This is a genomic window from Polymorphospora sp. NPDC050346, assembly GCF_040655695.1.
GTDB lineage: Bacteria > Actinomycetota > Actinomycetes > Mycobacteriales > Micromonosporaceae > Polymorphospora > Polymorphospora lycopeni.
Genome location: NZ_JBFAKM010000077.1, coordinates 1 through 12,248, shown reverse-complemented (window position 1 = coordinate 12,248; position 12,248 = coordinate 1). Strand labels below are relative to the sequence as shown.

Sequence of the window (12,248 nt, the reverse complement as noted above, 5' to 3'; positions counted from 1 at the left end):
TGCCGTTCGCCGCCGGACAGGGCGGTGCCGGCCTCGCCGACGACGGTCGCCTCCCCGTCGGGCAGCCGGGCGGTCAACTCGTCGACACGGGCCAATGCGGCGGCCAGGGCGACTCGGTCAGCGTCGGCCACTTGAAGGCGCCAGGCAGGATGCTGATGTGCCGAGTGACGGCACGTCGACTGCTGAGGAAAGCCGTCGGCCTGTAGGAGTTCGGGAACGCCGCTCTAACAAGAGCCGTAGGCCGACATGCAGTGGAAGAGGACGATGTTCGGTCGGCCGTTCATATGGCTTCCTCCCCTAACCCGTGGGATGGTGCCTGCCCGTGCCGCCCCACGAGCGACAGTGGATGTCCGCACGTGCCCAAGAGGCTGCCCAGGTGCAGCCACGTTGGGAGTAGCGGATCGGCTGGGCGTGAACGTGCGCGGTTCGGTCCGTCGAGATCAGAACGGCCGCGCCGACGCCAGCGCGACCACGCGCCTATTGGAGGAATTCCATGAGTTGCGCGGTGAGTTCGGTCGGCTGTTCTTCGAAGATCCAGTGGCCAGAGTCTTCTATGACGCCGCCGGTTACCGTTGTGGCGTATTGCGCGACCTGGGCGGGTACCGCCTCGCCGAGGCTGGCTCGGGCGCCGAGTGCGAGAACCGGCATGGTCAGCTTCGTCTTGCCGTACTCGGCGTTGTCGGCGACGTCTTGGGGCAGTGCCCGGAAGTAGTCGAAGCTGGCTCGCAGGTGATCGTCGTCTTGCAGGTGCCGGGCGTACTCGCGGACGTCGTCATCGCTGATGCCGGTCGTCTGGACTTCCATCGAATCGGTGAACCGATCCACCCAGAGGGCCTCGCGACCGTCCACGATCTGTTCCGGCAGGCCGTTAGCAAGACTGAAGAAGCCGAAGTTCCAGAAGCCGGGCCCCTTCGGAGTCAGTGACGGGGCCTGGTACAGGCTCTGGTCAGGGATGGGTGCTTCCGTGAGCACGAGCCTGCGTACGTGATCGCGGTGAGCGGCGGCGTACGCGTACGCGACCATGGTCCCGATGTCGTGTCCGACGACGCTGACCTCGTCATCGAGGCCAAGCTGGGTGAGCAGGCCGTACACGTCACCGGCGAGGGTCTTCTTGTCGTAGCCCCCTGCCGGGGCGTCGCTGCCACCCGCTCCCCGAAGGTCGGGCGCGATGACCGTGTAGTGCTCGGCGAGTTCCGGCAGAACCTTGCGCCACATGTACCACGTCTGGGGATAGCCGTGCAGCAGCACCACCGTTCTGCCCCGACCGCCCCGAACATAGTTGATCGCGACGTCGCCGACCTGCGCCGTCTGCTCGGTGAAGGAACCCGGAATCCGCTCGCCACCCATTACCGCCCCCCTCTGCTGACACCCGCGGTCCGCGGGCTACCCAGCCCCAGGGCCCATACACCTTTCGAACACGGTGCAGGTCCACCACGAGGCGAGTCCCGACGGAGGAACATGCGGCAGCGAGCAGGGGCGTGGACACCGCGACGTGGTCGGCCACCTCGGCGACGACGGCGACTGGATCCGCGACTTTGCCGCATCGGCGGGCACTTGGCACGATCAGCTAATGTGACGGCCCATCAGCTCCGCGATCCGATCCCGGGCTCAGGCGGGTGTCCTCATACCTCGGTCTCGGTGACCGCCACAGCAGGCAACGATGCTCCCACCCATGGACTACCGCCTCGTACGCTGCGGCGACGATTCCGCGCCTCTGCCCGGCGTCCCGGTCGACCCTCTGCCCGAGCGGGAAACACGTCGACCGGACATCCGTCTCGCCGAACAGCCGGGAACGCCGGCGTGGATCTGTGGACGGATCGCCGTCGAAGGCCAGAAGCGATCTCACATCCGACCGCTCGAACATGCCAAAGCTCTACCAGGACCGCCGACGCGGATGCGCCGGGGCCAGCGAGCCGAACAGGCGCAGCCCCGCCAACTACTCCCCCATGCTTGCGGCCACCGCCGGTGTCCTCAAGATGCCGTCAGGCCGGTCTTGTCCGGCCTGACGGTTCGGCCGTACTGAGACAGAACCCTGCCTATTGCCTCGCTTTGCTGCGATTCGAGGCCCGGTTACCGCGCAGCCGATCCGGCGGCGCTGTAGCCCGATAGGGACGAGCGTTGCCGGCGGCAGCAGACGCGGACCGCATGCGTGGGGCGTTGTGCGGCTGACTGCCGACTGCCTGTTCGTCGTCTGCCATGCGGCTCCCCCTCGAACCCACCACCGGCTTCATCCACTCAACGAGCAAGACCGTTGCTGGAAACGCCCGGGTAACCACCAAATAAGGTTGATCGGCCCAGGACAGCGGGCCGACTGGAGCCCAAGGGGAAGACTCGCAGCTGAACCAAGTGACGACTAGCAGTAGGTCTGACCTGCTGAAACGCGTCCCGGGCGCCAGAAGGGCGGGGTACGTTGCTTGGTGTTGGGTAGCTGGCCGGGCACCTCCACGGGTTCTCATCGGCCGGCGGATAAGGGGTGCCGGGTCGCGACAACGGGTCGACCCGGCACCCCGGCACCCGGCACGCCTCACCCGAGACCGGCAACCGTCGGCTTAGCAGGTTGCCAGAGCGATCGACCTGGTGCTGCTCACCATCGGCCCTACCCGGTCGGCATGATCACCGTACCCGGCGAGCGGTTGGACAACTCGTCACCGCTGAACCTGGCCCTGCTGACCCTGGCCACCTGCCAACTCGGGCTGATCCTGCTCGCCCGCCCGCTGGTCGAGCGATGGCTACGCCGTGCCAGTCCCTGGCGGGCCGTGGCCGCGATGAACGCAGTCGTGCTCACCGTCTTCCTGTGGCACCTGAGTGCGGTCGTGATCCTGGTCGGCGTACTGAACCTCGCGCATTGGCTGCCATCCGCGGGAGAGGCAGGGTGTTGTGGGAGTCGACTTCTATGAGCCGCTGGCCTGGGCGGCGGGCGTCATCGTGGCCCCAGCGGCCTGCGACACGGCGTCTCGCCACCACCATGCGAGACCGTCGACGTACAGGCACGTTCTCTGAGGTCTATCAAGACCTACGCGCCCCGACCGGCGCCGCGGAGACAGCGGCCTCCACCCGCTGCGCCGGGGCCTCGCAGCCCCGTGCAGCGGTTGCTGGCAGATCCTGCAGCGGACCGGCGGTGTCGGCGGCACCGTCGAGCGGGCGCAGTTGATGCCAGTCGCCGCCGGCTCCGAGCAGCCGGTACGGATCCGTCGGCAGCCGGGAACCCAGGCGAGTTCGCCGTCGGCCGAGTGATTTTGGTGGGCAGAGCGCCGCACGGCATCGACGGCAGTGGGGCGCCACACGGGGGAAGGCGTCAGGTCGACGCGGAATCCGCCAGCCACGCGGGCCGCCGGCGCCTGGGCCGGTGGTGGCCATCGCGGGCTTTCGATGAGGCAGCGGTAGTCGACACCCAGCCTCCAGTTGCCCGCCGAGCCACCGCTTCTGGGCAGGGCGTATCCGGTATAGGTGGGTCGAAGTTGCCGAGGCGGTGGTACCTGAGTGGCTTCGCGACGCGGGACGGCAACCGAGCGCGCAGAACTCTTGAGCAAGGTCCTTGACGCAGCGTATCGAGCGCTACCTCCTTCGAGCGAGTTATCGCAGACGGCGATCTACGCGGCGGGCGGTGATACCGCCGAACACCGCCCACTTTACGCAGCAGTGAACAATGTTTCGTCTTGCTAAACCACCGTCGTCATGGACATCATCAAGCCGTGATCCAGCTCGAGCGTGTACAGACGCCCGCTCACCGAGGCCAACATCTGCTCTATCGCACCCCACAGGTCACGGTCGTCACCCCTACCTGTTCCAGCCACTCCGACAGGAGCCGCCATGCCGAGAATCCTGGTCATCAGCCCGAGCGGCACCGACCTCCACAACGAGCATGATCTCGCCATCGCCCGCGCTGCGGCGTCCCCAGCAACCGAGGTCGAAGTGCGTCACCTTCCCGCACTTCCGGTGAGCGCGTACATCCCGGCCGAGGATGTGCTGCTGTCCCCATTACTCGCCGCGGTCCGCCGTGGCCACGAGGAGGGATTCGACGCCATCGCCATCGCCTGCGCGTCCGACCCCGGCGTGCGCGAGGCGAAGGCGTTGGTGCCGACACCCGTCACCGGCCCTTTCGAAGCGGCGTCTCGCGTCGCGGCTGCCTTTGGTCGGTTCTCGGTCATGTACCCGGGCGTGACATCGGGCCCGGGCGAGAACCTTCCTCAAGATGCCAACTGGATACGCCGACTGGCACGGGACTACGGCGTACTCGACCTGCTCGGCCCGAGCGCTCCGGTTCCAGTCATCCGTCCGGCCGACGAGGTCACCTCGACACTCCACGACCAGGAAACCCAAGCCAGGGTCACCGGTGGCCAGGTCCGAGAGAACATGACCGCAGCCATCCACGGTCAGGGACCAGCGATCGCCGAACATCTGTGGCGCAACGGCGAAGCCCAAGCCATCTTCGTCGCATGCACGTTCTGGTCCGGCCAACTGGGGTCAATCCGTGACACGGTGCCGATTCCGATCATCGATCCGGTCAAGACGCTCGTACGCTATGCCGAAGTGCTGGCCGCCGCATCCCTCGGCAACTGAGCTTGTTCTTTAACCTGCGCGTTGATTACGTGCGGTGATGCTGAGGTCGCGTTTGCTTGTTTTGCCGATGTCGTGGCGGGGTGCGGGTCTGTGGTTGCGTGAGCCGGGTGGGCGTCCGGGGCCTGGTCGAGTGGGTTTTGGGGGGCTGGCTGGTCGGGCGCTCTTGGCGCGGATGTTCCGGAAGTCTCGGCGGACGCGGGCGGGGGTGAGTCGGCCGGGTGGTGCGGGTCGTTCCCATGGCCTGCGTAGGTCTGCGGTGAGGGTGCGGGCGAGGCGGAGTTGGGTGTGGGCGGTGATGATCAGCCAGGTCCAGCGGTCGGCCGCTTGTGGGGTGCGGATCTTCGGGCGGGTCCAGCCCAGGGTCTGCTTGAACAGGCGGAAGGTGTGTTCCAGGTCGAAGCGGCGTAGGAACGCCTGCCACCAGCGGTCGATGTCGGCGGTGGTCGCGTCGGTGGTGGAGCACCACAGCCAGACGGGTTTCGGGTCGCGGTCGCCGGGCAGGTGGTCGACCTGGAGGCGGATCAGGGTGCCCTCGATGACGGGCAGGTCCGCGGTGTGGTCGATCCAGCTGGTGCGGCGGGTCAGGCGTGGGTGGAGTCGGTTCCAGCTTTGGATGTTGGCGGTGCCGTAGCGGCTGGTGTCGGTGGTGGTGTGGTGTTGCGGGGTGGGCCAGGTGTGCGGGGTGTTCAGACGGAACTCGGGCCCGTGTTTGGGCGGACGACCGACCGTCGCGGGTGGTCGGGGCGGTTTCGGTAGTCGTAGTACCCGGTCGGCGCGTAGGCGGCCGAGTAGTTGCACGGGTAGGTCGGCCAGGACGTGGGCGAGTCGGGTTATGTCGTAGCCGGTGTCGGCGACGATCAGGATCGGTGGGTCGCCGTGGCGCCAGTGGCCAGCGGCGGCGAGACGGTCGACGACGTCGCGGAGTTGGTCGGCGGTCACGGCGGTGGCGTCGTCGGCTGGTCCCAGGCGGCGGGCGTCCAGGACCTGGGTCCAGCTGGTGCGGCCGGGTTCCAGAGCGGCGATGAACGAGTACGGCCATCCGGGGATCATCTGGGTCTGGTTCCTGGCTCTGCCGTAGGTGTGGCAGAACAGCCGGTCACCGCTGGTGGACGCGTCCGGACGCAGCCAGTTGCTGACATCGACCGCCAGGACGATCCGGCCGTCGGTGGCGCGTGGCAGCGGCAGCCCGGCCAGGGCCGTACGCATCCGGGCGACGTCGATTCGGCCGGCGTTCAACCCGTCGTACAGGGCGCCGTGGCCACGCCTGTGTTCAGCGGTCAACGACAACCCGACCAGGCTGGTCACCGGCCCGTCAGCACACAGGACCGCGTCCGCAAGCTCGAACAACGCGTCCGCCCGAGCGCTCAGACACGCGTAGAGATCCCGTCGGAAGTCGGCGAGGACCACCGCCGGATCCGCTGGCCCACCCGTCGGGGGGTCGCTTGGTAACAGCACGCCCAGGTAGTCCAGAATCGTGGCCACGGCCACCGTCCTTGTTCTTCGTGTTCTGCCAGGAACCGGAAGATCATCAGACGGTGGCCGTATCCATGTCGAGCACCGACACGCCAGAGTCCACACAGGACCACCCCGACGGCCAGCAGCCGAGGTTAAACGACAAGCTGAGGCATCTCGCGGATTCTGCCATTATGTTGAGGCACCTTGTTGGTGCTTCCAGGAGGGCAGGCGTCGGGGGGGGCAGAGCCGCCTGTCTCGTCATGGATGCGGAGGGCGCCGGGTGGACGAGGCGACGTTCGCGGTGCCGCTCTGGGCCTGGGCGGCGGTCGGCACGGTTATCGCCGTCATGCTCGCGGTCGACATGCTCTTGCACCGCGACCACCACGTCATCGAGCTACGCGAGGCGCTGATCTGGAGCGGCGTGTGGATCATCGCGGGGCTCGCCTTCGGCGTGCTGATCTGGTTTTGGCGTGGCAACGAGCCGGCGGTCGCGTACTACTCGGGATACCTGCTGGAGAAGGCGCTGTCGGTCGACAACGTCTTCGTCTTCGCGCTGCTGTTCGACTACTTCCGGGTGCCGGCCGGCTATCAGCACAAGGTGCTCTTCTGGGGGGTAATCGGGGCGCTCGCGTTCCGCCTGGTCTTCATCTTCGCCGGGGCGGAGCTGCTCGACCGGCTAGCCTGGGCCGGGTTCGTCCTCGGCGCCTTCCTGATCTGGACCGGTTGGCGGCTCGCGGTGCGCGGCGAGCCAGACGTCGATCCCGACCACAACGTGGCGGTCCGGCTGTTCCGCCGGCTGGCGCCGACCGAGCCGCGCTATCACGGTGACCGGTTCATCGTCCGCCTGCACGGCCGGCGGCGGGCCACCCTGCTGCTGGTCGCGCTGGTCGCGATCGAGGCCACCGATATGATCTTCGCGATTGACTCGGTGGCGGCGATCCTGGCCATCACCACCAACACCTTCCTCGTCTGGACTGCGACCGCCTTCGCCGTGCTCGGCCTGCGCAGCCTCTACTTCTGCCTGGCCGGGCTGCTGCGGCACTTCGGCTACCTGCGCTACGGGCTGGCGGTGCTGCTCGCCTTCGCCGGGCTGAAGCTGATGCTCGCCGAGACGCCGGTGGGGAAGTTGCCGATCTGGCTGACCCTGGCGGTGGTGGTACTGGCCCTGTCGGTCTCCATCGGCTGGAGCGTGATCGCCGCCCGTCGCGGGCCCCGCCACTCCGCTGGCGGCTGAGCGCCCGTCGCCGCCTCGACGGCCTCGGCGAGGACCTGACCTGAGCAGCATAGTCACACGGGCAGCCAGGGCGGCCGAACGCCCGGGCGCGCCCGTCTTCGAGGCTGACGATGCGCGTCTTGGCGTCGTTGAACGACAGCCCCCGGGGTGCCAGCCAAGCGGCCAGCCTTGCCTTGACCTGCTCGGCCTCGGCCTTGGTGTGGCAAAGCGCGACCATGTCGTCCATACTCGATGTGGCATTGATCGATCTTTCCCGCGAGGGGACTGCGGGGCCATTCCTGTTCCGGGCGCGTGTCCGGCGCCCGCATCCCCTGCGGGTTGCCGCCGTCGCCCGCTGGTCACGACGTCACGAACGGCGCCTCTCTGCCTGACGGAAGTACGCCCGGGCTGACGACACGATCGTCGTGCACACCCTCGACCGGCTCGGCCGCAATCTGCGCGAGGTGCTCAACCTCGTGCACGACCTCGCCGAGAAGCACATCGGCGTACACTCGCTGGCCGACCCGCTCCCGATCAACACCGCCGACGACGGCATGGGGCCGCATCGCCTTCCTACTGCTGGCCCTGTTCGCCGAGATGGCATATACCTTCACCGCCGAGCGCCCGGGTGCCGGCGGCTTCGCCGTGTGAAGCGCGGGCCGCGGCCCAGAACGCGTCGTGGACGGCGGTGAACGTTGCCCTTGGCGTCGCGGATGCTCGGTGGTCAAGCGGTACACCGAGCGGGAGAAGACGGCGTACGAGCACGCGTGGGAGATCCGCGACGCGTACGGGTACCGGGACTTCTCCGACCCGGCGGCGCAGGAGCCTCTGCGGGAGTTTATGGACGGCCGGGCGTGGACCCACGCGGGGGCCCTCGCCCTGTTCACTCAGGCCACAGCGTGGTTGCGTCGGCACCGGGTGCTGCTGCCCGGGGTGAGCACCCTGGCCCGGCTCGTGTCGCAGGTGCGTGACCAGGCCGCCGAGCGGATGTACCGCACCCTCGCGGAGGCGGCGACGTCGGCGGATGCGGAGTTGCCGTACCGGCTGCGGGACCTGTTGGCCGTGCCGGACGGGCAACGGGTATTCCCGACAGCCAGGTGGGGGCGGACAGGCGCGTTGTCTGCCTCCCCAAACCAGCCGATCCACCTGGATACATAACGGACAGACCCCTGAGGTTCCCCCGATAACGCGGAGGGCTTGATGTTCCCCGGGTTCGGTGGAGTCGGGTTGGTTGACTCGTCAGGCTCGTCGCTCGTTGAGGAGAGATGTGCCGAGGAGATATCCGCCCGAGTTTCGTCGTAAGGTCCTCGATCTGCTCAAGGCTGGCCGGTCGGTCGCGGAGCTGGTCCGGGACCTGGAGATCAGTGATCAGACGATCTACAACTGGCGTCGCCAGGAGCTGATCGACACCGGCCAGGTGCCCGGTGTCACCTCCGCAGACCAGGCGGAGCTGGTCGCCGCCCGGCGGCGTATCGCCGAACTGGAGACCGAGCTGGCCGTGCACCGACGTGCCGCTGAGCTGCTCAAGGAGGTGGTGCCCCCAAAAGACCGGTACGCGGTCATCAAGCGGATGGCCGCTGAAGGGCTGCCCGTCGAGGTCTGCTGCCGGGTGCTGCAGGTATCCGCCTGCGGGTACTACGCCTGGCGTGACCGGCCACCGTCGCCACGGGCGCTGCGTCACGTTTGGCTGACCGAGCAGATCCACGCGGTGCACCTCGCGTCCCGCGGCACGTACGGTTCCCGCCGAGTGCACGCCGAACTGCGGCTGGGCCGTGGCCTGGTCGTCGGCTACCACGCGGTGGAGATGCTGATGCGCCGCGCCGGCATCCGAGGACTGCCCGGAAGCCGACGCCCCAGACCGAAGCACCAGACACCTACCGCGAGCGACCTGGTCAACCGCGACTTCGCCCGCTCGGCCGCGAACCAGTTGTGGGTCACCGACATCACCGAGCACCCGACCCGGGAGGGCAAGGTGTACTGCGCGGTCGTACTCGACACCTTCTCCCGCAGGGTCGTCGGCTGGTCCATCGACACCACCCAGACCGCCACGCTGGTCACCAACGCCCTGGGCATGGCCATCAGCAACCGCCAACCCGCCGGCACCGTGATCCACTCCGATCACGGAGTCCAGTTCACGTCATGGGCCTTCACCCGACGAGTTCAGGAAGCCGGGCTGGCACCGTCGATGGGAACCATCGGCGACTGCTACGACAACGGCATGATGGAGTCGTTCTGGGGCCGGATGCAGACCGAACTACTCAACCGACGACGCTGGCGCACCCGCATCGAACTGGCCAACGCGATCTTCGAATACCTGGAGATCTTCCACAACCGACAACGCCGCCACAGCTCACTGGGCATGCTCACCCCGATCGAGTATGAAAGGCTCCACCCGATCACCCTGTCCGTGGCCTGACGCCAACCAACACGGCTCCGACAAACCCGGGGAACATCAAAGTCTCCGAGCTATCGGGGGAACCTCAACCGGCTATCGGGCCGTGCCGCCTACGCCCGCCAGGGCGGACCGGCCCGCCTTTTCACGCTCCTGCCGGGGCAGATCGGCCGCTACCGGGCGAACTTCCGATTCACGGTCACGACCTGCGCCTGCAATCCGAGCTGGTTCTATGAAGACTGGCTGATACTCATCGCCAACGGCGAAGTCCAAACCGACGAGTTCATCGCCCGCACACCCGACCACGACATCGACCACCGCGTCCATCTCTACGGCGGAGCGAGCCGGCCGCACCGATGGTAATCGCTCAGGCGCGCTTTGTCGGCGGCAGAAGGGGATACGGACCGCCGGTACGGTGCGCGGTAATCTTGGCTGTCCTGAATGGAGTGAAGGGGTGGGCCTCCGCCGCTCGGCCTACCTGCTCCGGAGGCGGTCGACGACCGCGATGAGTGGGATCTGGCGCTTCGTCGCACCCAGTCCGCGGTTCGAACTCGCGGTATCCCCTTGACAGGGGTACAGATCCCGTGACTCCGGGCGTAGTTCGTTCGGCTGTTGACGCGGACGTGGTTGTTGCTGGCCTGCGTCCGGCCGGTGTTTACCGGTGGACGGAAATCGATGGTTCACTGCTGTCATGTCAGAATATGAGCTCCTCGCGCAGCGGTTGAGAGAGACGGGCTTCCCGGTCACATCGCTGGTGGCGGTGACGGGCGGGTGCATCTGCGTCGCCGGGATGGCGTCATTGCGTGACGGCAGCCGGGTGTTCGCGAAAACCGAGACGGAGGCAGAGGCAGAGGCGGACTTGTTCGAGGTCGAAGCCGCCGGGCTGTCGGCGCTGCGCGACCTTGGCGGTGTACGGGTACCGACGGTTATCCACGTCTCGCCGGGCCTGCTCGTGCTGGAGGCGCTGCAACCCCGCGACGATGGGCAGTGGTTCTGGGAGCAGCTTGCCCACATGGTCGCCGCGCTGCACACGTCCACCGTCTCCGGCCGGTTCGGCTGGCATCGCGACGGCTGGCAGGGCCGGATGCGGCAGGACAACACCTGGGAGACGGACGGGCACGCGTTCTACGCGCAGCACAGGATTCTGCGATGGCTGCCGGAACCTCTGGTGGAGGCGGAATTCGACCGCGAGGAGCGGCGAGCGTTGGAACGACTCTGCGCCGCGCTCCCGGAGCTGATCCCGCCGCACCCGCCGTCGCTCACCCACGGCGATATGTGGCCGGGGAACATCCTCGCTGACGGCTCCGGTGAGCCCGTGCTGATCGACCCGGCCGTGTCCTATACGTGGCCCGAGGTCGATCTGGCCGCGCTCTGGTGCTCGCTCCGGCCGCCGGAATCGGAGCGGTTCTTCGCCGGGTACGAGGAGCTCGCCCACCCCTTTGACGGTTGGCGGGACCAGGCGCAACTGCTGCGCATCTGGGACCTGTTCAGCGTGATCGCGCATGGCCTCGACACGTGGGGCGCTGCGGGTATCGTCCGCACACTGATCAAACCCTTCCGCTACCACAGCGCCGTTTGACGTAACGCCGGTCAGGTACCGGCGATCAGGAGGCGCCGCTGGTGCCGGAACACCTCGGTACGAGTCTCTCGTCGGCTGCGGACAGCTAGGCCGTTACCCACGGTGACGACCAGTTGCGGCAGATCCGGATGGTCAGTCTGTGGTAATCACCGCAGCTTGCAGGTGCTTTCGGGTGTCTTCGTCGAATGCGACGAGTCGTACCCGTCGAACGTTTGTCGAAGTGGACTTGATCGTTGCTACGGCGATCCGGGCGGCCTGGTCGGGAGGGAAGCCGTACACGCCGGTGGCGATTGCCGGGAAGGCGACGCTCCGGGCGCCGAGTTCGTCGGCGACCTGCAGACTCCTTCGGTAGCAGGAGGCCAAAAGGTCGGCCTCACCGTGCCCGCCGCCTTCCCAGATCGGCCCGACAGCATGGATCATGTGCCGCACCGGTGGGTCGAGGTCGAACGCCGGGGTAGCCATCGCGTCTCCCGGCTCGCAGGGGCCGATCGCACCTCCGGCCTGCGCCAGACGAGGCCCAGCAGCGCGGTGAACCGCGCCGTCGACACCTCCGCCGCCGAGCAGTGACTCGTTAGCGGCCGTGACGATGGCGTCCACGTCCTCCCGCGTGATGTCACCCATCACGACCAGCGAACCCACCGGCCCGTCCGCGCACAACGCGGCGTCGACCAACTCGAACAACGCATCCGCCCGACGGGTCAGACACCGGTAGAACTCCCGCCGGAACGCGGCCAACCCCACCGCCGGATCCTCGACCGGCCGCTCAACCACGGCGGTGACGGCACTGGGCGTGTCAGCCGGCCGTAACCCACCCAGGTAGTCCAGAATCGTGGCCACGGCCACCGTCCTTCTTCGCGTCCTTGCAGGGAACGCGAGGATCATCAGACGGTGGCCTTCCTACACCGCCACGAAACGCCGAGTCCACACAGGATCAGCGGGGCGAGGCCTCGCCACAGGGTCGGGTGGCCCAGGGCGTCGCAGCCCTGGGCTCCCACGGAACGGAGCGTGACAGTCTCCCATCACTCCGCTCTTCTCACCAGTTCCAGCAG

9 protein-coding genes and 2 pseudogenes are annotated in these 12,248 nt (G+C 67.6%); 7 read left to right on the top strand and 4 right to left on the bottom strand.

The window, feature by feature from the left end; genetic code table 11:
- Positions 1 to 477: 477 nt before the first annotated feature.
- Both AB0I42_RS36655 and AB0I42_RS36650 read right to left on the bottom strand, forming a co-directional pair.
- Positions 478 to 1,347, bottom strand: coding sequence for an alpha/beta hydrolase (locus AB0I42_RS36655; protein ID WP_357544374.1), 870 nt, complete (start codon positions 1,345 to 1,347; stop codon positions 478 to 480).
- Positions 1,348 to 1,636: 289 nt separating this feature from the next.
- Positions 1,637 to 1,864 (bottom strand): annotated as a pseudogene (locus tag AB0I42_RS36650) (polysaccharide deacetylase family protein); the annotation flags it as partial.
- Between the two features lie 730 nt (positions 1,865 to 2,594).
- Between AB0I42_RS36650 and AB0I42_RS36645 the strand changes: the two are divergent.
- Together AB0I42_RS36645 and AB0I42_RS36640 are read left to right on the top strand one after the other, a co-directional pair.
- Positions 2,595 to 2,837 (top strand): annotated as a pseudogene (locus tag AB0I42_RS36645) (acyltransferase); the annotation flags it as partial.
- 973 nt (positions 2,838 to 3,810) lie between these two features.
- Entirely contained in the window at positions 3,811 to 4,560 is a 750-nt protein-coding gene (locus AB0I42_RS36640; protein ID WP_357544373.1) for an aspartate/glutamate racemase family protein, read from the top strand.
- 9 nt (positions 4,561 to 4,569) lie between these two features.
- On the opposite strand, the gene AB0I42_RS36635 is transcribed toward AB0I42_RS36640, so the two are convergent.
- The gene (locus AB0I42_RS36635) at positions 4,570 to 6,012 is read right to left on the bottom strand and encodes an NF041680 family putative transposase (protein ID WP_357544376.1); all 1,443 of its coding nucleotides are present in this window, start codon (positions 6,010 to 6,012) and stop codon (positions 4,570 to 4,572) included.
- A gap of 283 nt (positions 6,013 to 6,295) precedes the next feature.
- Between AB0I42_RS36635 and AB0I42_RS36630 the strand changes: the two genes are divergently transcribed.
- From AB0I42_RS36630 to AB0I42_RS36610, 5 genes are all read left to right on the top strand, one after another.
- Positions 6,296 to 7,249: a TerC family protein gene (locus AB0I42_RS36630; RefSeq protein WP_357544372.1), complete on the top strand. Its 954-nt coding sequence runs from the start codon at positions 6,296 to 6,298 to the stop codon at positions 7,247 to 7,249.
- A gap of 404 nt (positions 7,250 to 7,653) precedes the next feature.
- Positions 7,654 to 7,920 carry a recombinase family protein gene (locus AB0I42_RS36625; RefSeq protein WP_357544371.1) on the top strand — a complete coding sequence of 89 codons (267 nt, stop codon included), beginning with the start codon at positions 7,654 to 7,656 and terminating at the stop codon, positions 7,918 to 7,920.
- A gap of 28 nt (positions 7,921 to 7,948) precedes the next feature.
- On the top strand, positions 7,949 to 8,386 hold the full coding sequence (locus AB0I42_RS36620; protein ID WP_357544370.1) for a DUF4158 domain-containing protein: 438 nt from the start codon (positions 7,949 to 7,951) through the stop codon (positions 8,384 to 8,386).
- 109 nt (positions 8,387 to 8,495) lie between these two features.
- Positions 8,496 to 9,644 (top strand): IS3 family transposase, encoded by a 1,149-nt coding sequence (locus AB0I42_RS36615; protein WP_357544369.1) that lies wholly within the window; start codon positions 8,496 to 8,498, stop codon positions 9,642 to 9,644.
- Between the two features lie 667 nt (positions 9,645 to 10,311).
- The gene (locus AB0I42_RS36610) at positions 10,312 to 11,199 is read left to right on the top strand and encodes a fructosamine kinase family protein (RefSeq protein WP_357544368.1); all 888 of its coding nucleotides are present in this window, start codon (positions 10,312 to 10,314) and stop codon (positions 11,197 to 11,199) included.
- A gap of 132 nt (positions 11,200 to 11,331) precedes the next feature.
- Here AB0I42_RS36610 and AB0I42_RS36605 read toward each other — a convergent pair whose 3' ends face one another.
- Entirely contained in the window at positions 11,332 to 11,820 is a 489-nt protein-coding gene (locus AB0I42_RS36605; RefSeq protein ID WP_357544375.1) for an O-acetyl-ADP-ribose deacetylase, read from the bottom strand.
- Positions 11,821 to 12,248 lie beyond the last annotated feature (428 nt).

Excerpts from the sequence above, each read along its gene's own strand:
- AB0I42_RS36655 (WP_357544374.1), bottom strand. The coding sequence starts at position 1,347 with ATGGGTGGCGAGCGGATTCCGGGTTCCTTCACCGAGCAGACGGCGCAG.
- AB0I42_RS36610 (WP_357544368.1), top strand. The coding sequence starts at position 10,312 with ATGTCAGAATATGAGCTCCTCGCGCAGCGGTTGAGAGAGACGGGCTTC.
- AB0I42_RS36640 (WP_357544373.1), top strand. The coding sequence starts at position 3,811 with ATGCCGAGAATCCTGGTCATCAGCCCGAGCGGCACCGACCTCCACAAC.
- AB0I42_RS36605 (WP_357544375.1), bottom strand. The coding sequence starts at position 11,820 with ATGGGTGACATCACGCGGGAGGACGTGGACGCCATCGTCACGGCCGCT.